The sequence below is a fragment of the Pseudomonas deceptionensis genome (assembly GCF_900106095.1).
In the GTDB taxonomy this organism is placed as follows: Bacteria; Pseudomonadota; Gammaproteobacteria; order Pseudomonadales; family Pseudomonadaceae; genus Aquipseudomonas; species Aquipseudomonas deceptionensis.
Window position 1 is genome coordinate 4,733,426 of sequence record NZ_FNUD01000002.1, and the last position, 25,168, is coordinate 4,758,593.

Below are 25,168 nucleotides of genomic sequence, written 5' to 3' on the forward strand. Positions count from 1 at the left end.
TGGCAAAGATGAACAGTCTATTGCACCAGAAAACGCCAGTACTGACCTCGCTCGACGGGCGCGCAGCTCTACTGCGCACCGTGGCTTACCATCGTGCGCATGCAAGCGAGGTACCCTCGACCCGGGTGACCCGACAACGGTATGACGCGCTCGGGCACCTGACTGAACAATGGGACCCGCGACTGTATGACCTGGCCGCCACCGATACCCGTGTGAAAGCCAATCAACAGGCCCGCTTCAGCCTGTCGGGGCAAGAGCTGCGCAGTGATTCGGTGGATGCAGGCTGGCGCGTCAGCCTCTTCAATGCGGCCGCACAGGCCGTGACCCTATGGGACGGCCGCGGGTCACTTACTCGCTCCGACTACGATGAGCAATTACGCCCTGTCGCGCTGTTTGAAACAGCAGCGGGCGATACTGCTGAGAGGTGTGTCGAACGCTTTGCCTATGCCGCAAACACTACTGAAGATGCTCAGCGCAATCGTTGTGGCCGCGTACTGCGTCACGACGATCCGGCAGGCAGCGTATGGCATGAAGCCTTTACCGTGACGGGTCAGCCTGCGATTGAAACCCGACGTTTTTGCCTATCTCTGACAACTCCCGACTGGCCGAACACCCCGCTCGATACCCGGAGTTACTCCACGCGCTGGCGGTACGACGCATTGGGTGCGGTGATGGCACACACGGATGCAGCGGGCCACGTGCGTACGTTTGCCGTCGACATCGCCGGGCGCCCCCGCGCCTCGCAACTGGACGGCTTAGACTTGCTCAAACGCTGTGAGTACAACGCCTTCGATCAAGTGGACGTCGAGCAGGCAGGCAACGATGTGCTGACCATCGCCAGCTATTCGCCGGCAAACGGCCTGTTGCAGCGCCTCAAGGCCAACACTCTGGCCGGTCATCTGCTGCAAGACCTGCACTACCAGTACGACCCGGTGGGCAATGTCGAACGCATCGAGGACCTGGCCCAGCCCGTACAGTGGTTTGCCCAACAACAGATTAAGGCAGTCAGCACATACCGTTACGACACCCTGTACCAACTGATCGAAGCCACGGGCCGGGAAAACGCCAGCCAACGTATAGGGCCTGAACTGCCGGGGCTGGAGATTTTCGGCGTCAGGGACGACAGCCACTGGCGCAACTACACCCAGACCTACACCTATGACAGTGGCGCCAACCTGACTTCGCTCAAACATGATGCTGGCGCCGGTAACACCCATTTGCGCCAGATGGTGGTGGCAGAACGCAGCAACCGCAGCCTGTTCAAGGGCGAAGTACCCGTGGACTTTGCCAGTGGCTTCGATGCAAACGGTAATCAACAGGCATTGGTACTGGGGCAGTTGATGCACTGGAATACGCGCAACCAACTGCATCAGGTCACGCAAGTAGCGCGCGAGGAACCAGACGGCCAGGACGACGATGTCGAGACCTATATCTATGACGGCACGGGCCAGCGCGTGCGCAAGGTACGCCGGGCCAAGACCGGCGGTGGTGAGCAGGTCCTTGAGGTGCTGTATTTGCCAGGTCTGGAAATTCGCACACCCACCGTGGGCAAGCAGTTACATGTCGTGACGACCCAGGCCGGTCGCAACCATGTCCGGGCGCTGCATTGGCAGGCTGAGCCCGATCTGTGGCGCTACATCCTGGGGGATCATCTGGGCAGCAGCACCCTGGAACTGGATCACGCGGGCGAACTGATCAGTCAGGAGTGTTACTACCCCTTTGGCGGTACATCGTGGTGGGCCGCACGCAGCGCCGTGCAGGCCAGGTACAAGACCGCGCGTTATTCCGGCAAAGAGCGGGATGCCACGGGGCTGTATTACTACGGCGCACGGTATTACGCACCTTGGTTGCAACGGTGGATCAATCCAGATCCCGCGGGAACTCTGGATGGATTGAATTTGTTCAGAATGGTCAGAAACAGCCCTGTGATACTTGTTGATGTACAAGGGCTCATGCCAACCAACAGCGAGAGCGCTACCACCTCTGCTTCTACACCCGGCCCCTCTACAAACCAGACAACAATAGCCGACGACATAAGAACACTGCTTACCCCCTTGCTAAGCGAAATAGCAATTACCGACGTACCCTACGTCAATGCCAATCAGCAAGTGCAGTACAAACATGACAGCAACCATGCAAGAGTGCGCACTCGCCGAATCCAAACCGCAAAGGACCTTGGAATGTCATTAAGCGATGCCGTGAACGACAGAAACTTTCAACTGTCACTTGCTGAAAAGGTGAGCACTGAGCGTGATGAGCGCCATCAGTTGTTCGGACAATGCGCCGAGATGGCCTATCTCTCTGCCACTAAACTCAAGACACTGGCACAAAACACAGAACACAATGTTTATACATTCCAACAACCCGACGCCAACCATACCCTGACACTGTTCTCGAAACAGAACTACAAGTCGGGGGATAAAATAAACTGGAAAACAGAGCAGTCACAACGCAGTTTGATCGTCGATTTATGGCAAGGTGTTCTTAGCCCTGAGCACCCCACGGCCTTGGTCAATAGTACACAAGAGCATCTCTACACTCACAATCAGCCGCGCTCGTTTATTCAAAGCCAGGTATGGAACTTTAACACGCCGACAAAAACCGAAAGCAAACCCAAGAACAGTAAAACGACACTCGGAAAAATACGCAGGCTGTTTAAATAGCGTCACGTCCGATAGAACATCCAGTGGCTCAACACTGCAAGGTTCAAGGAGCGACTTAATCATGAATGCTTTTTTGCATCACAGAACTCCCGTACTGGTGGCAGTCGACGGACGTAATGCTGCAGTGCGTACCGTGATCTACCAGCGCACTGATGAAGACCAAGCCTCATCAAGCCGAATCACCTCACAACGGTTTGATACGAGGGGGTTTCTGGTTGAGCAATGGGACCCACGACTGTCAGCGCTGGCCGCTACCAATGCCAGTGTGATGGCTAATCAGCAAACCCGTTTCAGCCTGTCGGGGCAGGCGTTGCGCAGTGATTCGGTGGATGCAGGCTGGCGCGTCAGCCTCTTCAATGCGGCCGCACAGGCCGTGACCCTATGGGACGGCCGCGGGTCACGTACTCGCTCCGACTACGATGAGCAATTACGCCCTGTCGCGCTGTTTGAAACAGCAGCGGGCGATACTGCTGAGAGGTGTGTCGAACGCTTTGCCTATGCCGCAAACACTACTGAGGATGCTCAGCGCAATCGTTGTGGCCGCGTACTGCGTCACGACGACCCGGCAGGCAGCGTATGGCATGAAGCCTTTGCCGTGACGGGTCAGCCTGCGATTGAAACCCGGCGCTTTTGCCTATCACTGACAACTCCCGACTGGCCGAACACCCCGCTCGATACCCGGAGTTACTTCACGCGCTGGCGGTACGATGCATTGGGTGCGGTGATGGCACACACGGATGCCGCGGGCCACGTCCGTACGTTTGCCGTCGACCCCGCCGGGCGCCCCTGCGCTTCGCAACTGGACGGAGTCGCCCTGCTCAAAAGCTGTGAGTACAACGCCTTCAATCAGGTGCAAGCCGAACAGGCAGGCAACGATGTGCTGACCATCGCCAGCTATTCGCCGGCAAACGGCCTGTTGCTGCGCCTCAAGGCCAACACTCTGGCCGGTCATCTGCTGCAAGACCTGCACTACCAGTACGACCCGGTGGGCAATATCGAGCGCATCGAGGACCTGGCCCAACCCGTGCAATGGTTTGCCCAACAACAGATTGAGGCAGTCAGCACATACCGTTACGACACCCTGTACCAACTGATCGAAGCCACGGGCCGGGAAAACGCCAGCCAACGTATAGGGCCTGAACTGCCGGGGCTGGAGATTTTCGGCGCCAGGGACGACAGCCACTGGCGCAACTACACCCAGACCTACACCTATGACAGTGGCGCCAACCTGACCCTGCTCAAGCATGACGCGGGTGCCGGCCACACCTATGTGCGCCAGATGGTGGTGGACGAACACAGTAACCGCAGCCTGCTCAAGGAAGAGAACTCCGCAGACTTCACGACCCGTTTCGATGCCAACGGCAATCACCTGGCATTGGCACCGGGCCAGATCATGCAGTGGAATGCCCGCAATCAACTGCATCAGGTGACGCAGGTGATGCGCGCGCAACCTGACGGCCAGGACAACGATCTTGAAACCTATCTCTACGATGGCGAAGGTCAGCGCGTACGCAAGGTGCGGCGGGCCAAGACAGGGGGTGGGGAGCAGATCGTTCAGACCCTGTATTTGCCGGGGCTCGAAGTTCGTGAATCCACCACGGGTGAGCGACTGCATGTCATGACAACCCAGGCGGGTCGCAACAACGTAAAGGTGCTGCATTGGGAGGCCGGGCGACCCGACGAAATCGATCAGGATCAGTGGCGCTACAGCCTGGCGGATCATCTGGGCAGCAGCACCCTGGAGCTGGATCAAACAGGCGAATTGATCAGCCAGGAAAGTTACTACCCGTATGGCGGCACCTCCTGGTGGGCTGCACGTAATGCGGTACAGGCCAGGTACAAGACCGTGCGTTATTCAGGCAAAGAGCGCGATGCTACGGGCTTGTACTATTACGGTTTGCGCTACTACGCACCATGGCTCAGCCGATGGATCAATCCCGATCCGGCGGGCAACATTGATGGGCTTAACCTGTACCGGATGGTACGGAATAATCCGACAAGTTTGAGTGATCTCGAAGGCTTGGCCCCTAAAAAGCTTTCAGATAAAAAACAACAGTTTGTTGGCAGCGCCGGGGTCAAGCTTGCTCATTTATTATCTGAATCAGGAGAAGAAGCAAATAAACACAAGGATACTATCCGTGGGTTTATGGAACGTGAACACGCATCCATAAAAGTCAAAAGATTCGATCAGCTCTGGCCATTAGTAGTCAATGAAGCCAAGAACAATACCCCGCCAGTGACGCTCAGTGAAAAAGCCTCAATTTCAGTCAACCGAACCTTAGAGCTGGGTCGGGGAGGTGATGCAGTCACCTATGATCAAGAGAATGGATACATCATCAAGGAGTTCCATAAACCCATCATTGATCTTGCTCAGCAGAAACGAGAGGTGGATATGTTTAATCACGTCTACGGTGCTGGTGCAGCAAGTATTCTATCCAACACCATGATTAAAATGAAAAAAATAAAAGGAGTCGCCATCTCGGATATTGGAGTTGGTTCATTCCGCGAGCGCGAAGGCAATGCATTGATCGACAGCCTTAAGTTGCTGCACAGTAAAAATATTTATCATGGAGATCTTCACTACGGAAACATACTTTACGACAAAGAAAGTGGTGAATTTAGCATGATTGATTTTGGCACCTCAAAAGTAGAGACAGACCAACAGGTACTGCAGGAAGAGATGGAGGATTTTAAAACGAACTTCGTCTACCGGTGGCCTGGGTATACCCGACCTGCAGCCTCTGTAGTCGGCACGAATGGTCGCGTTTATATCTAAGGGTAAACATTTCACCCCTGAGGACCGGGGGCGGCGTACCGAACTACTGAGGGACGCCGCCCTTATCACCGACTCTGCAAGCCCAAGTACTTGCGACACTCAACCGGCGTTTTAACCTGATCTCGACCCTGCCGATACTGAAGATCCACCTCTGCACAAGCGCGTCTTACAGTCTTGGCCGTTGCGGATCGTCAACCCGGCAACCTGAACACGTGCAGCCTCATGCCCCCACCAGTCCCGCTCGCGCCTGCAAGCTCAAATAAGCCTGCTCGCCGGGGGCCAGAGTCTGGTTATGCGTACCACCGCTGGTGGACTCCACACACACAAAGCCCATGACCTCACTCCAGCTCACACCCAGCAATGGCCGCTTGCCCGGATGCCAGACCACTGTATTGGCCTGATCACCCGTATCAATGCTTAACGCCCTTTGCCAGGCGTGGTCATTGAGCTGCATTTCACCATCATGCTGGAACACCCGCTGACAACCGCCCTCCACCCGCAACTCGCCTTTCTGCTGGCAAACCTCACGGTTCAACTGATCGTAGCCATGAACACCATCCAGGCCGGACAGCGCTACCTCTGCCACATCACCAATACGCCAGTAAGCGCGCAATGCCTGGCTCACCTGGCAGGGCTCGTCGTCTTGATGCTCGGTACTCAGGCGCAGCTCCATTTGCTCGCCCAGTCGTGCGTGCAGGTCGACTTGCCAATCGCACAGTTGCAACCGCCAGTGCAGGCTTACGCCTTCTTCGTCGGTGCTGCTGTCAATCAGCTTCCAGTCGATCAGCCGCGCCCAACCATGGGATGGCCACGCGTTTTCGCTGGGATGGCGGCCATACCACGGCCAGAAAATCGGTACACCACCGCGTATCGCCCCCACCTGCGGCCATTTGGCAGCACACCACAACCAGGGCTTTTGCCCGGTGGGTTGAAAGTGCAGCAACTGCGCGCCCTGACGGCTGAACACGGCCTGGCAGTGCGGATGATCGATCACCAGTACGTCACGCAACTGAAAGCGCTCCCACTGAAAGACCGGTTGCTCGCGTCTGGATTTGAAAAAACGGTGAAGCGGATGCTCATGCATGTGCCGCAGTCCTGAAAATCATGCGCCGGGTTGTGCCGACCCGAAAAAAAGCGGATAGCCAAGGCTATCCGCTAGAAAGGCAAGGAGCTTAGCGCAAGGAGCTTAGAACACCGACTGAATTTTCAAGCCGGCCACCAATGCGTTGTCCACCTGATCCACGCCACCCGGATGGGTAACGTATTGCAGGTTAGGACGCACGGTCAGCCAGTTGGTCACGTGGAAACCATAGTTGATTTCGTAGTTGTACTCAGTCGAACGCAGCGGCGCGTACAACGGATTGTCGTAGTCGCTGACACCAATGGCCGCGTTGGCCAGTTCGGCGTTTTTCTTCACTTCATCGTTGACGTGGATACGGGCAAAACCGATGCCGACGTCATCTTTAGGACGCGCATCGAACGGCCCTTTGTACACAAACATCAGTGACTGGTAGTTGTCGACGATGTTGGTTTCCTTGTCGTGGAAGGTCGCGTTGGCCGCCACATTCAGGCCACGGGAAGCATCACCGTTGTGGCTGGTGAGTTGCTGTTGCGCAACGAACCAGTAACCGTGCTTGCTGTCACGAACCCGATAGCTTTGACCGGTGGTTGCAGCATCAGCGCCGTTGATGTCTTCGCGCAGGTCATCAGCCGGAGCGGTGCTCTTGTAGTAACCCACACGGTATTCACCCGGCAGAGCGTTGACCTTCGGCGACCAGACCAGCTCGACCGGCAAGACGGTGCCCTTGGTGCCGCTGCCGCTGAGCTTGAAGCCGTTGCCGTGCTCCAGCTGCGACGGGTTTTGGTTGTAAGCACCGATCTGTGCGTAGAGCTCAGGGGTGATGTTGTATTTCACACGCAGTGCCGCCTGGCTGACCGGCCAGTTGTACCAGATGTTGGTGGCCCAGTTACCCACCTGGGAGCCGCAGAACGCCAGGTTCTGGAACTCGCACGGGAAGGTGTTGAAGTCTTCGCCTTCGCCGAAATAACCAGCCTTGACGTCCAGTTTGCCGTCGAGGAACTGGTGCTGGATATACAGCTGGGTCAGACGCACCATATGGCCACGGCCATAGACTTCCTGGGAGGAACTCAAGGTGCCGGCACGCGGGTCGCCGATACGGTCATTGGAGATGTTCTGACCGTTACGGTTGGTGAGCTGGATCTTGGCCTGGGTGTTGTCCCAGCCCCACAGCTTTTGCAGATCCAGCGCTACGCCCAGACCAAACTGGTCACTGTAGCGCGCGGTCTTGCTGTCGTTGTAGCCACCGTGCAGGTTGGCGCCCACTTCACCGACATAATCCATCTTGATGTCGATGCCCTGCTCGATCAGCTTGGTCCGCTCGCCACCCCAGTCGCCGGTCATCCATTTCGAATCGGCGCTGAAGGCTTCGTCAGCATAGACACTGCCTGCCCCCAGGCTTAGCGCGATGATAGCCGACAGCTGGCAGGCCAGACGGGTGCGGGTCATTCTGTTAGTCATCCCTTAAATCCTCGTTGTTTTCTTATTGGCTTTGTTTAACGCGGCACAGCTCAAGGAGGCCCGACAACAGGCTCCCTGTTCCGACTTAACGACCCTTGAATTGCGCCACGTTATCAGCCCGGCCGTGGGCCTGAGGCGAACTCATCGCTCCCAGACGCTCGCCCGTATTGGCATCAAACAGTAGCACTTTAGACGGATCGAACTGTAAGTTGAGGCTTTGACCCACCTGAGGCGCATCATCAGGAGCCATGCGACAGCAGACCTTACTGTCGTTGAGGTTCACAAACACCAGGGTATCCGGGCCGGTGGGCTCGATGACTTGTACTTCAGCGCGAATCGTCGGCAGGCCATTGGGCTCTTGCGGCGCCAGCACGATCTGCTCGGCGCGGATGCCCACAATCACATCGCGGTCCTCCAGCCCTGCGTCCTGCATGCCCAGCGGCAACTCGCAACGGGCCTGGCCACTGTCGAGCAACGCCAGCAGGCGGCCTTCCCGGCGCTGCAAACGCAGAGGAATGAAGTTCATCGGCGGCGAACCGATAAAGCTGGCCACAAACAGGTTGGCCGGATCGTTGTAGATCTGCCGGGGCGTACCGAACTGCTGGATGATCCCGTCCTTCATCACCGCCACTTTGTCGCCCAGGGTCATCGCTTCAATCTGGTCGTGGGTGACGTAGACCGTGGTGGTTTTCAGGCGCTGGTGCATCAACTTCATTTCGGTGCGCATCTCGACCCGCAGCTTGGCGTCAAGGTTGGACAGCGGCTCGTCAAACAGATAAATCTTCGGCCGCCGCGCCAGCGCCCGGCCCATGGCCACGCGCTGCTGCTGACCACCCGATAGCTGGCCGGGTTTACGGCTCAGCAGGTGCTCGATTTGCAGCAGCTTGGCGACCCGTGCGACTTCTTCTTCAATCGCCGCCGCGCTCATTTTGCGAATCTTCAGGCCGAAGGCGATGTTGTCCCGCACGTTCATGGTCGGGTACAGCGCGTAGGACTGAAACACCATGGCGATGTCGCGGTCCTTGGGGCTCATGCCGCTGATGTCGGCATCATCTACCAGGATCGCCCCGCCACTGATGGTCTCAAGACCGGCGATGCAGTTCATCAAGGTTGATTTGCCGCAACCCGAAGGCCCCACCAGAATCAGAAACTCGCCATCGTCGATTTTCAGTTCGATGTTTTTCAGCGTGTCGGGCAAACCCTTGCCGTAAGATTTATTAACGTTGCGTAGTTCGAGAGTTGCCATGCCTTACCCCTTGACCGCGCCGGACGTGAGCCCGCGCAGAAAATACTTGCCCGCAAAGATGTAGACCAGCAGCGTCGGCAGCCCCGCGATCATGGCCGCAGCCATATCGACGTTGTATTCCTTGGCGCCGGTGCTGGTATTGACCAGGTTGTTCAGCGCCACCGTGATCGGTTGCGCATCACCGCTGGCGAACACCACACCAAACAGAAAGTCATTCCAGATTTGAGTGAATTGCCAGATCAGGCAGACCATCACGATCGGCACCGACATCGGCAGCAAAATCCGTCCGAAAATAGTGAAGAAGCCCGCGCCATCCAGCCGCGCAGCCTTCACCAGCGCATCCGGGATGCTCACGTAGTAGTTGCGAAAGAACAGCGTGGTGAAGGCCAGGCCATAGACCACATGCACCAGCACCAGGCCGGTGGTGGTGTTGGCCAGCCCCAGCTTGCCGATGGTGAACGAGGCCGGCAGCAACACAGTCTGAAACGGCAGGAAGCAGCCAAACAGCAGCAGGCCGAAAAACAGCTGCGAGCCCCGGAAGCGCCACATCGACAGGACGTAACCGTTCATTGCGCCGATAAAGGTCGAGATCAGCACCGCAGGCACGGTGATTTTCACCGAGTTCCAGAAGTAACCGCCGACCGTGTCCCAGGCCTTGATCCAGCCAATGCCGTCGATCACTTGCGGCCAGCTCAGCAGGTTGCCGGTGCGAATGTCTTCCGGGCTTTTGAAGCTGGTCAGCAGCATCACCACCAGCGGGATCAAATAGACCGCCGCTGCAAGGATCAAGGTGGTGTAAATCGCCAGGCGGCTGAAGGTAAATCGCCGGGTATTAATCATGGCGTTTGTTCCTCAACTCGGAATACAGATACGGCACGAGGATGGCCAGAATCGCCCCCAACATCATGATTGCGCTGGCAGAACCAATACCCATTTGCCCACGGCTGAAGGTGAAGGAATACATGAACATGGCAGGCAAGTCCGAGGAGTAGCCAGGGCCGCCGGCGGTCATGGCCGACACCAGGTCAAAACTCTTGATCGCAATGTGCGCCAGGATCATGAAGGCGCTGAAAAACACCGGGCGCAGGCTCGGCAACACAATGCGCAGGTAGATGGTCGGCAAGCTCGCGCCGTCGACCTGGGCGGCGCGAATGATCGACTGATCGACCCCGCGCAACCCGGCCAGAAACATCGCCATCACAAAGCCGGAAGCCTGCCATACCGCCGCGATCACCAGGCAGTACACCACCCGATCCTGATCCAGCAGCCAGTCAAAACGAAAGCCTTCCCAGCCCCAGTCGCGCAGCATCTTGTCCAGGCCAAGACCCGGGTTGAGCAGCCACTTCCAGGCCGTACCGGTGACGATCATCGACAACGCCATCGGGTACAGGTAAATGGTGCGGATAAAACCTTCTTTGCGGATGCGCTGGTCGAGCAGGATGGCCAGGAACACGCCGATCACCAGGCTGATGGCGATAAACATCCCGCCAAACACCGCCAGGTTTTTGCTGGCGACCCACCAACGGTCGTTCTCCATCAGGCGCGAATATTGTTGCAGGCCAACCCATTTGTAGCTGGGCATAAAGCTGGAGTTGGTGATCGAAAGGATAAAGGTCCAGAAAATATAGCCATAAAAGCCAACCAACACGATCACCATGCTGGGTGCCAAGACCAGCTTGGGCAACCAGCGTTGCAACGCATCAAACGGCGAGGCCTTGCTGAACACAGCCACAGAACTCATCGAAATATTCCCGTGCGGGGATGCCGGCATTGGCGGGCGCCAATGCCGTGCAACTTAAAGTGGGGGGCCGCTTTGATCGCGGCGGGTCAAATCAGAACGTTACTGGGCCGCTTTGATCGCTGACGCCAGTTGCTTGCCAGCCTTGGCCGGATCGGCATTTTTGTCGCTCATGAAGTTGGTCACAACGTCGAAGATCGCGCCTTGAACTGCCAGCGAGGTCGCCATGTTGTGCGCCATGCTCGGCAATTGGCTGCCGGACTTGCCAGCCGCAGCGAAGTCCTTGGCTGAAGCCTGGCCGCAGCTGTCGAACTTGCTCATGTCCAGATCACCGCGCACCGGGATCGAGCCCTTGTTCTGGTTGAACACGTATTGGAACTCGGGCTCAAGCGCAACTTTGGCTACGTCGTTTTGAGCGGCCCGGTTGCCGGCGGTGTCTTTGGCCTTGGCCAGTTTGAACATCGCCAGAGAGTCGATGTTGTAGGTGAAGCTGCCCTGGGTGCCCGGGAATGGCACGCACTCAAAATCAGTACCCGCTTTCTTGCCCGCCGCAGCCCATTCACTTTTCGCCCAGTCGCCCATGATCTGCATGCCGGCTTTGCCGTTGATCACTTTGGCGGCTTCCAGGTTCCAGTCCTGGCCAGTGCCATCGGGGTCCATGTAGCTCTGAAGTTTTTTCAGGTTGGTGAACACTTCAGTCATTTGCGGGCCGGTCAGGGTTTTCTCATCGTGCTCGATAAAGGCTTTTTTATAGCCCTCGGGGCCCATGATGCTCAGCACCATGTCTTCAAAAACCGTGCTGTCCTGCCAAGGCTGACCACCATGGGCCAAAGGAATGAAACCGGCGGCCTTGAGCTTGTCGCCCGCGGCATAGAGTTCTTCAAGTGTGGTTGGCGGCTTGTCGATGCCGGCCTTCTTGAACACTTCAGGGTTGGTCCACAGCCAGTTCACGCGGTGAATATTCACCGGCACCGCCACGTAATGGCCGTCGTACTTCATGGTATCGGAGACTGTTTTGGACAGCAGCGTGTCCCACTTGTTGGCCTTGGCGACTTCATCGACATTGGTCAGCAAGCCGAGTGCAGCCCAGTCCTGAATGTCCGGGCCCTTGATTTGTGCGGCTGACGGCGGGTTACCGGACACGGCGCGGGTCTTGAGCACGGTCATGGCGGCGGCACCGCCACCGCCTGCAACAGCGCTGTCCTGCCAGGTATAACCGTCTTTTTCGATCAGCTTTTTAAGCACCTCAACCGCTTTGGCCTCACCACCGGAGGTCCACCAATGCACCACTTCAACCGTGCCTTTGGAATCGGCAGGGGCGGCGGCATAAGCGCTCAGGGGAAACAGCGTGGCGAGAGAAATGACAACGGCGAGGCGATTGAATGAATTCATAGCGTGACCTTTCTTGTTGTTATTGCTGTGCAAGTCTTCTGCTTGCGCTGCTGAAGAGTGTATCCATCACCGCCTGCCACCGCGTAACGAAGAGACGCTCAAATGTCACAACCCTGTGACATTGAAAAAAGCTGCGCGCCTCGGTTCCGAGGACATTTCGGCAGCACATGACACTGGCTTCGTATTGGTCATAAAGCTGCGCCCATAGGCGCACAAAGCACTTTCCTAATTCTTTGTAGGACGTATCCCTAAGTCGTTTTCCCACGTTGTACGCGCAAAAAACATCAGCGAGTCTGCTCCACATCGTCACGATTAAAGAATGGATGCCGCCCCTCTTTCAGGAGATACGACCGATGCCAAAGCCTCGTGCAACCAACCATAACCACTGCTTTATTTACCCGCTCAAACATGAGGAGGGTCACCCCTATGCCTGGAAGCTGGACATTCAGCGCTCGGGCAAAAGCCATATCCACTTCTTCGGTTTCGCCGAGTACGGAGGTGAAAACCCGGCGTTGGAGGCAGCCAAGAACATGCGTCAACAACTGGTAATGGATATGCCCCAGTCCTTCGCCCATGAAAGCCGCCAGCGGCTGATGCCCCACAACACCAGCGGGCACCCGGGGGTGTACCGGGTGCAGTCCCACAAGATCTGTTACTGGCGGGCGACTACCCGTATTCACGGTTACAACCTGAGCAAGAGTTTTCGCATTGATCTTTATGGCAATGACGAAGCCAAACGGCTGGCGTTGCAAGAGCGCGAACAGCAGTTAACCCTGTGCAACGAGCCCTATGACGTGGCCATGGAAAAATTGCAGCAGCATTTCAGCCTGACAAGCAGACGCGTGCGTGAAAACCGTATCAGCGCCGCGATGAGCTCCCCTCGCCAGCCAATAATCGCGATCAAGGAACCTGCATCCCCTCATTCAGAGCCGTTGCTGCCCATCAGCGCCGAGCAGGCGAGCCTGTCGATCAGTCGGCATTTCGCGGCAAGTGCAAAGTAACTCGCAGACCGCCGACACGCAGGTTTTGCAAGCTGACTTCCCCGCCATGGCTGTGGGCGATGCTGCGCGCGATCCCCAGCCCCAGCCCGTAGCCCTGCTGCTGCCCGGCCAGGCGGAAGTGCGGTTCAAAGACCTGTTCGAGCCGCTGTTCAGGTACCCCCGGCCCCTCATCATCAACGGTCAGTACAAAGGCCTGTTCATTGTCATCAATGTGCAAGTGGGCGTTCTTGCCGTATTTGAGCGCGTTATCAATCAGGTTGCCCATGCAGCGACGCAGGGCCAGGGGTTTGCCGTGATAGGGCCTGACGGCTCGTCCCTGTAGCGTCACGCGGCCATTACCCTGTGGCAGCAAGTACGGTTCAATCAGGCAGTCGAGCACCTGATTCAAATCCACCGCTTCGATATTTTCATGGATGTCGGTGTCTTTCACGCATTGCAACGCGCCTTTGACCAGCATCTCCAGCTCATCCAGATCGCGGCCGAATTTATGTTGCAGTTGCTCGTCTTCAAGCAGCTCAACCCGCAGCCGCAAGCGGGTGATGGGCGTGCGCAAATCGTGGGAAATCGCACTGAACAATTGGCCGCGTTCCGTCAGGTAGCGGCTGATACGGGCGCGCATGGCGTTGAATGCACGCCCTACTTCGACCACTTCGCTGACACCACCGATTTCGACCGGTTTGACCTCTTCCTCACCCAGCGACATGTCGCGGGCCGCGCGGGCCAAGCGCTTGAGCGGGCGACTTTGCCAGTGCACCAGCAAGCCGATAAACAACAGTAAAAAAATGCTGCTGAGCACGATGAACCATACCTGCAACGCCGGCAGCCCTTCTTCTTCCAGGCTGGTATAGGGCTGGGGCAACAAGGAAGCGATGTACAGCCACTCTCCAGGCACCATCTGGATTTGCGTCACCAGCACCGGCGGGTTGACCGGCTCCAGGGTCAACGCAAAATGCGCCCAGGAACGCGGCAGTTCATCGAGTTTCAGGCCCGCATTGAAAATACGCAGATCCTGGGGGCTGACAAATTTCACCGACATGTCGACATCCGGCCCCACAGACTGGCGTAACACTTGATCCACGGCGTCCAGCACCGCCTGCTTGCGCTGGGTCAGTGGCAATACCTGCATTTCAAGCGGCTTGTCATTGAGGCTCACCACAAAGCGTGTGCCGCCCATACTGCGCATCTGATCCAGTACCAGCGGGCGATAGGCCAACGGAAGGGAGCGCAAGTAGGTCACTGTGGCGTTCATCGAGTGCGCCAGGCTGCGCGCACTGTTCACCAGCCCCTCAAGTTGCGTGGTACGCAACTGGGACAGCCAGATTGCACTCGACAGGGTTTGTGCCAGCAGGATTGCCAGCAAGGTCAGGAGCAACATGCGCCCGAGCAAGGAACGGGGCATATGCCATTTGCGCCAGAACTTAAAGGTCATTGCTCACCGCAACCTGGGCCGCGAGCTGATAGCCGCTGCCGCGTATGGTGCGGATCAATCGGGGCGGTTTTTCAGTGTCACGCAGCCGCTGGCGCAGGCGGCTGACAGCCATGTCGACGATGCGGTCCAGCGGCATCAGGTCCCGGCCTCGGGTGGCATTGCCAATGGTGTCGCGGTCGAGGATCTGTTGCGGGTTATCCAGAAACAGCTTGAGCAACGCGAAATCGGCCCCCGACAGAATCACCTCCTCACCATCGGTATGAAACAGTCGATGGGTCACGGTGTTCAAGCGCCACTCTTCAAACGCAAGGACTTCGCTGCCTGAACCCCCATTGGCAAATTGCGCCCTGCGCAACAACGCCTTGATGCGCGCCAGCAGCTCACGGGGGCTGAAAGGTTTACCCAGATAGTCGTCGGCACCCAGCTCAAGGCCAATGATCCGGTCCGCCTCGTCAGAACTGGCGGTCAGCATAATGATCGGGATCTGGGCAAAACGCGGATGTTGCCGCACCCAACGGCACAGGCTGAAGCCGTCCTCGTCGGGCAACATGACATCAAGGATCAACAGATCGCTCGCGACCTCACTCAACGCCTGTCGAAAACCCGCGCCATCCCCCACGGTGCGCACCTGAAAACCGGCGCGAGTGAGGTAGAGATCAAGGAGCTCTCGAATTTCCTGGTCATCATCGACCAGCAAAATGGATTTGCCGGGTGTGCTCACAGTGGTGTTCCTTATTATTGTTCTGTGCCAAGCCACCCCCCGAGGGAGCTGGCGTCGTTCAGCCAAACGCCTGTTGCAACGCCACCCCCGCACCGATCAAACCTGGATACGGCGCCGTCACCAGCCACACAGGGATACCCTTGAGGTAGTCGCTCATGCAGCCTTTGTCGGCGAAACTGCGGGCAAAACCGCTGGCCAGAAAGATATCGGCAAAGCGCGGAATCACGCCCCCCACGATATATACCCCGCCACGCCCGCCGATAGTCAGCACGTTGTTGCCGGCCACACGCCCCAGCCAGCAACTGAAATGCTCCAGCACTTGCAGGGCAATCGGGTCGCCGGCCAGGGCCGCCGCCGTGATGGCCCGGTCGCTGTCCAGCACCGGGGTGTGGCCGTCCACGGCACAGATCGCCCGATAGACCCGCGGCAAGCCGCTGCCACTCAAAATGGTTTCAGCGCTCACATGCCCAATTTCGTTGTAGATGTGCTGCCACAACTGCACTTCACGCGGATTGCTCATGGGCAGGTCGACATGGCCGCCCTCCCCCGGCAAGGCCATCCACTGCGCCTCGCCCAGGTTGAGCAAGGTGCCCACCCCAAGCCCGGTGCCCGGCCCGATGACCACCGCCGGCCGCGCCGGATCGGCGATGCCCGGGCACACCTGGCGCACGTCTTCGGGTTGCAGGCGGGTCATGCCCAATGCCATTGCGCTGAAGTCATTGATCAGCAGCAAATTGTCGATCTGCAGTGCATGGCAGAACTGCGAGCGGCTCAAGCGCCAGTGGTTGTTGGTAAAGCGGAACTCATCGCCACTCACAGGGCCGGCCACCGACAAACACACCGAACCAACAGACCCCAGGGCCAGATCCAGCTCACTCAAATACAACCTGATGGCGTCTTGCGGGCAGGCGAAGTCCGCCGTGGCCAGCACGCGGACCGAATGCAGCTGGTCGTTTTCCCACAACGCAAACCGTGCGTTGGTACCGCCAATGTCACCGACCAGTGCGAGCTTCATTTCAAGTTTTCCAGAGACGAGGTAAAGGTGCTCGCGCCCTGCTCAGCCGAACTGAAGGCATGACGCATAAACGCAAACAACTCACGCCCGGTACCAACGGCATTATCCAGCGTGCCGACTGCCGGGGTGCGCGCTGCAAATTCTGCCTCATCCACCAGTAGTTGCAATGTGCCTTTTACGCCGTCCACGCGAATGATGTCGCCGTCCTGAACCCGTGCCAGAGCGCCGCCAAGCGAAGCCTCGGGGCTGACATGGATCGCTGCCGGGATCTTGCCCGATGCGCCCGACATCCGCCCGTCAGTGATCAGCGCCACTTTGAAACCCCGATCCTGCAACACGCCAAGGAACGGCGTCATCTTGTGCAACTCGGGCATGCCGTTGGAACGCGGGCCCTGAAAGCGCATCACGGCGACAAAGTCGTGCTCCAGCTCACCGGCCTTGAAGGCATCGGCCAGTTGCTGCTGATCCTGGAAAACCCGTGCAGGGGCTTCGACGATCTGGTGCTCGGGCGCTACCGCCGAGACCTTCATCACACCGCGCCCCAGGTTGCCCTCCATCACCCGCAACCCGCCCTCGGCAGAGAATGCACGGGACACCGGGCGCAAGATCGTCTCATCAAGGCTTTCAATCGGGCCTTCGCGCCATACCAGCTCGCCATCCACCAGGAAGGGCTCGCGGGTGTAACGGCTCAGACCGAAGCCCGCCACGGTGTTGACGTTTTCATGCAGCAGCCCGGCTTCAAGCAGCTCACGGATCAGGAACGCCATACCGCCCGCAGCCTGGAAGTGGTTGATATCGGCTTTGCCGTTTGGATACACATGGGACAGGGTCGGCACCACCTCGGACAGGTCGGCCATGTCTTGCCAGGTCAGCTGAATCCCCGCGGCCATGGCAATCGCCGGCATGTGCAAGGTGTGGTTGGTCGAACCGCCGGTGGCGTGAAGAGCAACAATGGAGTTGACCAGGGAACGCTCATCGACGATCTCGCCCAATGGCATGAAGTCGCCATTTTGCTTGGTCAGACGGGTGATCTGGTGCGCGGCTTCACGGGTCAGCGCATCACGCAATGGCGTGTAGGGGTTAACGAAAGAGGCGCCCGGCAAGTGCAGGCCCATCACTTCCATCAACAACTGGTTGGTGTTGGCGGTGCCGTAAAACGTACAGGTACCCGGGCTGTGGTAAGACTTCATCTCCGACTCCAGCAGCTCTTCGCGGCTGGCCTTGCCTTCAGCGTAACGCTGGCGCACGTCGGCCTTTTCCTTGTTGGAAATCCCCGACGGCATCGGCCCGCCCGGTACAAAGATGGTCGGCAGGTGACCGAAGCGCAGCGCGCCCATCAACAGGCCCGGCACGATCTTGTCGCAAATGCCCAGCATCATCGCCGCATCAAACATGTTGTGTGACAGCGACACGGCCGTGGACAGGGCAATCACTTCGCGGCTGAGCAGGCTGAGCTCCATGCCCGGCTCACCCTGGGTGACGCCATCACACATGGCCGGGGTGCCGCCCGCGAACTGGCCCACCGAGCCGATTTCACGCAGCGCTTTCTTGATTTGTTCAGGGAAGTGTTCGTACGGCTGATGCGCCGACAGCATGTCGTTATATGACGAAACAATTGCGACGTTGGCGGCGTTCATCATCCGCAGGCTGTTTTTATCTTCAGTACCGCACCCTGCCACGCCGTGGGCGAAGTTGGCACATTGCAGCTTGCCACGTTGCGGGCCGTCACTGGCGGCGCCGCGAATAAGCGTCAGATACGCCTCACGGGTTGCTCGACTGCGGGCAATAAGACGCTCGGTGACTTCAAGAACGCGGGGATGCATGTGTTGAACTCCAGGCTAACGGATGTGGCGACCTGTGCGTGTCCTATGCTGATCGAAGGGCTTAGAGGGGCGACTTCAATCATTCGGACCCGTTGATTCAGGTCACTCGTTGTAGATAAAACAAAATATTGCCACTTAAATGGCTTGTTTTCTATTTTTATGCGAATAATCTTGTAATTCCAACAACAAATCGATGGCAGGCGCTTTCCATGACTCTACGAATCGCAATCAATGGTTTTGGCCGGATCGGCCGTAACGTCCTGCGCGCACTGTATACCCAAGGCTACCGTCAGGACCTGCAGATCGTCGCCATCAACGATCTGGGTGACAGTTCGATCAATGCTCACCTGCTCAAGTACGACACGGTCCATGGCACGTTCGACGCCAATGTCGAGCATGATCAGGAGAGCCTGACCGTCAATGGCGACCGCATCAGCGTCACGGCCATTCGCAACCCGGCTGAACTGCCGTGGGCGGCACTGAAAGTCGACGTGGTGTTTGAATGCACAGGTTTGTTCACTGACCGCAGCAAAGCTGAAGCGCATATTATCGCCGGCGCCCGCAAGGTCATTATCTCTGCACCGGGTAAAAATGCCGATGCTACTGTGGTCTATGGCGTTAACCACGACATTCTGCGCCAATCGCACCAGATTATTTCCAATGCCTCCTGCACCACCAACTGCCTGGCACCGGTGGCGCAGATCCTGCACCGCGAATTCGGCATTGCAAACGGCCTGATGACCACCATCCACGCCTACACCAATGACCAGAACCTGACCGACGTCTATCACTCGGACCCGTACCGTGCGCGTTCGGCCACCCAGAACATGATCCCGAGCAAAACCGGCGCGGCCGAAGCGGTAGGTCTGGTATTGCCAGAGCTGGCTGGCAAACTGACCGGCATGGCCGTGCGGGTTCCGGTGATCAACGTGTCGCTGGTTGACCTGACCATCGAACTCAAGCGCGAAACCACCGCGGCTGAAGTCAACGCGTTGTTCAAGGAAGCCAGCCAGCATTCCAAGGTACTGGGTTACAACACCCTGCCGCTGGTATCGAGCGACTTCAACCACAACCCGCTTTCGTCGATCTTCGACGCCAACCACACCAAAGTCAGCGGCAAGCTGTTGAAGGTGCTGGCGTGGTACGACAATGAGTGGGGCTTCTCCAACCGTATGCTCGATAACTGCCTGGCGCTGTGCAACGCGGAGTGACGCGATGATCGGTATCAGCTTCACCACGGCCACCCTGGCGGCGCGCAAGCGCATCGCCCTGGTGGCCCATGATCACTGCAAGGGTTTCTTGCTGGACTGGGCCGAGCGCCACAAAGCGCAACTCAGCCAGCACGACCTGTGCGCTACCGGTACCACCGGCCTGATGCTGAGCAAACGCCTGGGCCTGCCGATCGAAAGCATGATCAGCGGCCCTCTGGGCGGCGATCAGCAGGTGGGCGCACGGATTGCCGAGCAACGGGTCGACATGCTGGTGTTCTTCTGGGACCCGTTCGAGCCCCAGCCCCACGACCCGGACATCAAGGCCCTGCTGCGGGTCGCCGCGGTATGGAACATTCCGGTGGCGTGCAATGAGTGCAGCGCCGACTACATGCTCACCAGCCCGCTGATGAGCCAGCCCCATGAACACCGCATCCCGGATTACAGTGCGTATTTGAAGGGCCGAGTTTAGGTTTTTGGTGGGAGCAAGCCTGCTCGCGAAAACGCGCTATCGTCTACAACCTTCGCGAGCAGGCTCGCTCCTACCAGAACGATTTCACGCCATTTCAAAACAGCGCTTGACCAACAGCACAGATGATAAGCATTATCATTCGCTCAAAATCGGTCGGGTAGCACTGTGAGTCAGTCCCACTTCAATCAAGTCTTCCTTACCCAGCGTGTCACCTTGCTGCGCACCCTGGAGCGGATGGTCAATAACCACAGCACCGCTGAAGACCTGCTGCAAGAGACCTACCTGCGCGTGACGCGCGCCTTGAGCGAGCGTTCCGTCGAACACCTCGAACCCTTTGTCTTCCAGACCGCACGCAACCTGGCGCTTGACCACCTGCGTTCCCGGCGCATCCAGTCACGCACCGTGGTCGAAGATGTGCCGCTGGAAGTCATCGAAGGTGTCGCCTCCACACTCAGTACCCCCGAAGAAGCCCATCAAGCCGCGCAATTACTGGAGCGTTTGAGTGTGAGCCTGAGCCAGTTAAGCGCACGTCAGCAGCGGATTTTCATCCTCAGCCGCCTGCACGGCTGCAGTTATCAAGAGATCGCCCAAGAGCTGGACGTCTCATTGAGCACGGTTCAAAAGGAACTCAAATTGATCATGGCAATTTGCATCGGGGTAGCCGACAGGCTGAATCGGCCTTAACCTTCACCGTCGACGCCTGCAAAAATGCCCTGAGACTGCCAAGGATCACCCGTGCCGGACACTCACAACTCTGCTCAAGACGTGCTGCAAGACAGCGCCATGGATCAGGCACTGGACTGGCTGATTACCCTTGAGTGCGCGAACGAAGAGCAAAAGTCCGACTTCAATGACTGGCTCAATGCCGACCCTGCACACGCCCACGCCTTTGCCAGGGCCAACGCGGTCTGGAACGGCGAACCGGTACTGGCCGCCGCCCAAACCCTGCAGACCCGCCGCACGCCCGGTCTGTTGCGGCGCATCGGCCGCCACTGGAAACATCTGGCAACCGCAGCAGTGGTGATTATCAGTGTTGGCAGCTACAGCAACGTGCCGTTACGCCTGCAAGCCGATCACCTGACCGTGGTCGGCGAGCGCCAGCACCTGCAGCTCGAAGACGGCTCCAAAGTGCTGCTCAACACCAATTCGGCGTTCTCCAGCAAAGTGGTCGACGCCCAGAGCAGCGCTCGCCTGTACCAGGGTGAAGCGTATTTTGAGGTCCCGGCCAATCTGGAATTCCCGCTGGTGCTCGATGCCGGGCCCGTGCGCGTAAGTGTGCGCGACACCGACTTCGCCGTGAGTTACCTCAATGGCGAAGCCCAGGTACGGGTGCAGCGCGGCGATGTGGACTTGCGGGTGAGCAGTGCCGGTACGCAAATGCGCCTGTCGGCCGGCAGCAGCGTCAGCATTGGCCCCAACGGCTTCAGCAAGACCGTCAGGCTCAACCCCCAGACCGACCTGGCCTGGGTTCAAGGGCGCCTGGTGTTTGAGAACTGCCCCATGGGCAAAGTCCTGGATGAAGTGCGACGCTATTACCCCGGATGGATCGTCAGCAACAACGACGAACTGGCCAACATTGCAGTGACCGGAAATTACCGGCTCGATCAACCGCTGGACATCCTGCGCTCACTCGCACACATCACCTCGAGCAACATCTCGGAATTCCCCGCGTTGGTCATTCTCAATTAGTTGTAACTTTTTTTACTCGATAGCCTCAGGTCGTTCGTCTCGTTGTAGTCAATGCAACTGATTCGCATTTTGAATCAGCTTCGCAACTATAAGATTCGTTCACCACGGAGCGCTATCAATGCCCACTCGTTTCAACAGCCGGTCCTCATCCAACGTCCGCACGGGCGGTTTGCAACAGTGCACGTTGTCGCTGTTGACCGCGGCCATGCTCCTGGCCGGTGTACAGGCGACTCCCGTCATGGCCGCGACCGATGGGCAACCGGCCACCCGCTCCGTGGGCAATTACAAGTTTGCGATTTCCCAGCAACCGTTGGCGTCTGCCCTGAACGACTTTAGCGCCGTGACCGGCTGGCAGATCGGCATGCCGGCCGAGCTGGCTCAGGATGTTGCCTCCCCCGGTGTACGCGGTTCGCTCTCCCCGGAAAAAGCCCTGGACCGTTTGCTGATCGGCACCAACCTGAGCTACCGCAAACTGGGCACTAACAATATCGTGCTGGAAAAACGCAGTGGCACCAGCGGTACCCTGGCCCTGCAACAAGTGACCATCAGCGCCACCCGCCAGGAACAGGATGTGAACTCGGTGCCCAGCACCGTCACCGTCCATGACCGCCAGGATATGGACCGCGATAACGTCAATACCATCAAGGACCTGGTGCGCTATGAGCCGGGTGTCTCGGTAGGCGGCGCCGGCCAGCGTGGCGGCATCAGCAACTACAACATCCGCGGCATCGACGGCGACCGGATCCTGACTCAGGTCGACGGCGTTGAAATCCCCAACTCGTTCTTCAACGGCCCTTACGCCAAGACCCAGCGCAACTACGTCGACCCGGAAATCATCAAGCGCGTCGAGATTCTGCGTGGCCCGGCGTCGGTGCTGTACGGCAGCAACGCCATCGGCGGCGCCGTCAGCTACTTCACCCTGGACCCGGATGACATCATCAAGCCGGGCCAGGATGTCGGTGCCCGCCTCAAGGCTGGCTACAGCTCGGCCGATCGCAGCTGGCTCAAATCCGGCACCGTGGCCGGACGCTCCGGCGAATTCGACGGTTTGCTGCACCTGAGCCAGCGCGACGGGCACGAAACCGAATCCTATGGGGATCACGGCGGCACCGGCCTGTCCCGTACAGCGGCCAACCCTGAAGACGCAAAAACTACCAACGTACTGGCCAAGGCAGGCTGGAACTACAACGACGACGACCGTCTGGCCCTCACCTACGAGAAATACAAGGATCGCCTCGACATCAATGAAAAAAGCGCTGTCGGTGGCCCGTTCGACAAGGGCCAGCCGATGGGCATGTACCGTTCCCGCAGCGGCAAGGACACCATCAGCCGCGAGCGTTTCGGCCTTGAAAACACCATGGTTCTGGACAGCGCAGTGGCTGACCACTTCAAGTGGAGCCTCAACTATCAGGTCGCCAAGACCGACCAGAACACCCTGGAAAACTACTTCCCGTTCATCCGTAATGTGATGCGTACGCGCAACACCCTGTACGAAGAAAAAATGTGGGTACTGGACGCCCAGGCGGACAAAGCCTTCAATATTGCAGACACCGATCACTTGCTGACCTACGGCGCCACCGTCAAGCACCAAAAAGTCACCGGTTCGCGCAGCGGCTCGGGCATTTGCCTGGCTGTGGGCTTAAATTGCCCGGCCGTCGGTGCCGACAGCACGAAAGACTATCTGGTCAAGTCCAGCGACTTCCCCGATCCGACCATCAACACCTACAGCCTGTTCGCCCAGGATCAAATCAGCTGGAACGACTGGACCTTCATGCCCGGCCTGCGCTACGACTACACCAAGCTCACGCCGCACCTGACTCAAGAGTTCCTGAACACCGTCAACCCGACGAACGCGGACCCGGTCAGTGACAAGGAAAAGGTCTGGCACCGCCTGTCGCCCAAGCTGGGCGTGACCTATGCGTTCAACGACAACTACACCTGGTACGGCCAGTACGCGGAAGGCTTCCGTACACCGACCGCCAAATCGCTGTATGGCCGCTTTGAAAACCTTCAGGCGGGCTACACGGTAGAGCCGAACCCGAATCTGGAGCCGGAAAAAAGCAAAAGCTACGAGACAGGCTTGCGCGGCAACTTTGAGGCCGGTTCATTTGACGTCGCCGTTTTTTATAACAAATACCGCGACTTCATCAACGAAGACGCCATCACACCCGGCTACAACGATCTCAAGTTCCAGGCCAACAATATCAAGCACGCCACCATCAAGGGGGCCGAGGTCAAGGGTCGCTTGAACCTCGATGCTTTCGGCGCTCCACAGGGCCTCTACACACGTGGTTCGGTGGCCTATGCCCACGGTCGCAACGACGACACTGGCCAGCCAATCAACAGCGTCAACCCGCTGACCGCCGTCATGGGCCTGGGCTACGAGCAGCAAAACTACGGTGCTCTGGTGAGCTGGACGCTGGTCAAGCGCAAAGATCAGGTGGACGACAGCTCGTTCTTCTCCCCGGACGGCACCAGCACTCAATTCAAGTCGCCGGGCTACGGCGTAGTCGACCTCAGCGGCTTTTATAAAGTCACCAAGGACGTCACCGTCAACGCCGGCCTGTACAACCTGACCGACAAGAAATACTGGAACTGGGATGACGTACGCGGCTACGACAGCGTAGGTGAAGCCGGTGTTATCAACCCGGCCAACATGGATCGCCTGACCGCGCCAGGCCGCAACTTCGCGATCAATCTGGTCTGGGATATCTGATCAAAAGGCCCACTGCGCAGTCCTTTCAAGCTGCGCAGTGAGGATTTTTTACTGTGATCCGTCTTCCTGATCGTCTAGTTACAAAGCGCATCTCATTCTCAAGGACATTTGCATGACCACTCCAGATTCCGCACCGCGCCCCTCCGAGCGTTCCAAGCGTCTGACCTTGGCCACCCGCCAGACTCACGACACCCTTGGCGAAAAAGTCATGGGCCGCGACCCCTTTGGCAGCCTCGACAACTACACCCATTTCGCAACCGCTCAGTACCTGTTCCTGACTGAGCTGGCAGCGCTGCACACTGACCCGCGCCTGACCCGGCACATCCCCAACCTGCCTGAGCGCTGCCGCGCAGAGCAGATCAAGGCTGACCTGATCGACCTGGGCGTAGCACTGCCAGCACCGGTAGCCGGCGCGGTACAAGCCCCGAGCAAAGCCCAGGCGCTGGGTTGGGTGTTTGTGTCCGAAGGCTCGAAACTGGGCGCAGGGGTACTGATCAAGCAAGCCCGTTTGCTGGGCCTGAGCGAGACCCACGGTGCCCGTCACATGGGTGAACCTGCCGAAGGCCGTGGCCGTAACTGGAAGAGCTTTATCGAGATGCTCGACAGCGTCGAGCTCACTCCCGAAGAAGATGCAGAACTGGAGCAAGCCGCTAACGATGCTTTCAGCCGCTTTACTTACCTGCTGGAACAGACCTACGTGAAACAGCCAGAACTGGCTTAAGCTTGTTGCCCGGCCAGTA

General features: G+C 58.2%; 19 protein-coding genes. 9 read left to right on the forward strand and 10 right to left on the reverse strand.

All coding sequences use genetic code 11. The features are described from left to right. Window positions 1-8 precede the first annotated feature (8 nt). Window positions 9-2,663 carry an RHS repeat-associated core domain-containing protein gene (locus tag BLW11_RS21870; protein ID WP_157395870.1) on the forward strand — a complete coding sequence of 885 codons (2,655 nt, stop codon included), beginning with the start codon at window positions 9-11 and terminating at the stop codon, window positions 2,661-2,663. Window positions 2,664-2,724: 61 nt separating this feature from the next. Then, window positions 2,725-5,439, forward strand: coding sequence for an RHS repeat-associated core domain-containing protein (locus tag BLW11_RS21875; protein ID WP_053069542.1), 2,715 nt, complete (start codon window positions 2,725-2,727; stop codon window positions 5,437-5,439). A gap of 220 nt (window positions 5,440-5,659) precedes the next feature. Here BLW11_RS21875 and BLW11_RS21880 read toward each other — a convergent pair whose 3' ends face one another. The 6 genes from BLW11_RS21880 to BLW11_RS21905 form a co-directional block, all read right to left on the reverse strand. Beyond that, window positions 5,660-6,523: a D-hexose-6-phosphate mutarotase gene (locus tag BLW11_RS21880; protein ID WP_048359819.1), complete on the reverse strand. Its 864-nt coding sequence runs from the start codon at window positions 6,521-6,523 to the stop codon at window positions 5,660-5,662. A 102-nt stretch (window positions 6,524-6,625) separates the two neighbouring features. Next, window positions 6,626-7,978 (reverse strand): carbohydrate porin, encoded by a 1,353-nt coding sequence (locus tag BLW11_RS21885; protein WP_048359820.1) that lies wholly within the window; start codon window positions 7,976-7,978, stop codon window positions 6,626-6,628. Between the two features lie 85 nt (window positions 7,979-8,063). Further along, the gene (locus BLW11_RS21890; RefSeq protein WP_048359821.1) at window positions 8,064-9,224 is read right to left on the reverse strand and encodes an ABC transporter ATP-binding protein; all 1,161 of its coding nucleotides are present in this window, start codon (window positions 9,222-9,224) and stop codon (window positions 8,064-8,066) included. Window positions 9,225-9,227: 3 nt separating this feature from the next. Next, window positions 9,228-10,064: a carbohydrate ABC transporter permease gene (locus BLW11_RS21895; protein ID WP_048359822.1), complete on the reverse strand. Its 837-nt coding sequence runs from the start codon at window positions 10,062-10,064 to the stop codon at window positions 9,228-9,230. Further along, window positions 10,057-10,965: a carbohydrate ABC transporter permease gene (locus BLW11_RS21900; RefSeq protein ID WP_048359823.1), complete on the reverse strand. Its 909-nt coding sequence runs from the start codon at window positions 10,963-10,965 to the stop codon at window positions 10,057-10,059. The genes BLW11_RS21895 and BLW11_RS21900 overlap by 8 nt, the downstream gene beginning before the upstream one ends. 99 nt (window positions 10,966-11,064) lie before the next feature. Then, entirely contained in the window at window positions 11,065-12,354 is a 1,290-nt protein-coding gene (locus BLW11_RS21905) for an ABC transporter substrate-binding protein (RefSeq protein WP_048359824.1), read from the reverse strand. 353 nt (window positions 12,355-12,707) lie between these two features. Between BLW11_RS21905 and BLW11_RS21910 the strand changes: the two genes are divergently transcribed. Then, on the forward strand, window positions 12,708-13,355 hold the full coding sequence (locus BLW11_RS21910; RefSeq protein ID WP_048359825.1) for an AP2 domain-containing protein: 648 nt from the start codon (window positions 12,708-12,710) through the stop codon (window positions 13,353-13,355). Here BLW11_RS21910 and BLW11_RS21915 read toward each other — a convergent pair. The 4 genes from BLW11_RS21915 to edd are packed head-to-tail and all read right to left on the reverse strand — an operon-like array spanning window position 13,324 to window position 18,343. Beyond that, a complete protein-coding gene (locus tag BLW11_RS21915) occupies window positions 13,324-14,784 on the reverse strand; it encodes an ATP-binding protein (protein ID WP_048359826.1) in 1,461 nt (486 codons plus the stop codon). The genes BLW11_RS21910 and BLW11_RS21915 overlap by 32 nt on opposite strands. After that, a complete protein-coding gene (locus BLW11_RS21920; RefSeq protein ID WP_048359827.1) occupies window positions 14,774-15,505 on the reverse strand; it encodes a response regulator in 732 nt (243 codons plus the stop codon). Before BLW11_RS21920 ends, BLW11_RS21915 begins: the two co-directional genes overlap by 11 nt. Before the next feature lie 58 nt (window positions 15,506-15,563). Then, window positions 15,564-16,520, reverse strand: a complete 957-nt coding sequence (locus BLW11_RS21925) for a glucokinase (protein ID WP_048359828.1) — start codon at window positions 16,518-16,520, stop codon at window positions 15,564-15,566. After that, window positions 16,517-18,343 (reverse strand): phosphogluconate dehydratase, encoded by a 1,827-nt coding sequence (gene edd / locus BLW11_RS21930; RefSeq protein WP_048359829.1) that lies wholly within the window; start codon window positions 18,341-18,343, stop codon window positions 16,517-16,519. Before edd ends, BLW11_RS21925 begins: the two co-directional genes overlap by 4 nt. A gap of 209 nt (window positions 18,344-18,552) precedes the next feature. Here edd and gap point away from each other — a divergent pair, with 209 nt between their 5' ends. The 6 genes from gap to BLW11_RS21960 all read left to right on the forward strand — a co-directional run bounded on the left by gap (window position 18,553) and on the right by BLW11_RS21960 (window position 25,149). Then, the gene (gene gap / locus BLW11_RS21935; protein WP_048359830.1) at window positions 18,553-19,554 is read left to right on the forward strand and encodes a type I glyceraldehyde-3-phosphate dehydrogenase; all 1,002 of its coding nucleotides are present in this window, start codon (window positions 18,553-18,555) and stop codon (window positions 19,552-19,554) included. 4 nt (window positions 19,555-19,558) lie between these two features. Continuing rightward, window positions 19,559-20,023: a methylglyoxal synthase gene (locus tag BLW11_RS21940; RefSeq protein ID WP_048359831.1), complete on the forward strand. Its 465-nt coding sequence runs from the start codon at window positions 19,559-19,561 to the stop codon at window positions 20,021-20,023. A gap of 165 nt (window positions 20,024-20,188) precedes the next feature. Further along, on the forward strand, window positions 20,189-20,707 hold the full coding sequence (locus tag BLW11_RS21945) for an RNA polymerase sigma factor (protein WP_048359832.1): 519 nt from the start codon (window positions 20,189-20,191) through the stop codon (window positions 20,705-20,707). Window positions 20,708-20,806: 99 nt separating this feature from the next. Beyond that, the gene (locus BLW11_RS21950; RefSeq protein WP_241486131.1) at window positions 20,807-21,712 is read left to right on the forward strand and encodes a FecR family protein; all 906 of its coding nucleotides are present in this window, start codon (window positions 20,807-20,809) and stop codon (window positions 21,710-21,712) included. Window positions 21,713-21,830: 118 nt separating this feature from the next. Then, window positions 21,831-24,428, forward strand: coding sequence for a TonB-dependent receptor (locus tag BLW11_RS21955; RefSeq protein WP_048359834.1), 2,598 nt, complete (start codon window positions 21,831-21,833; stop codon window positions 24,426-24,428). A 112-nt stretch (window positions 24,429-24,540) separates the two neighbouring features. Further along, entirely contained in the window at window positions 24,541-25,149 is a 609-nt protein-coding gene (locus tag BLW11_RS21960) for a biliverdin-producing heme oxygenase (protein WP_048359835.1), read from the forward strand. Window positions 25,150-25,168 lie beyond the last annotated feature (19 nt).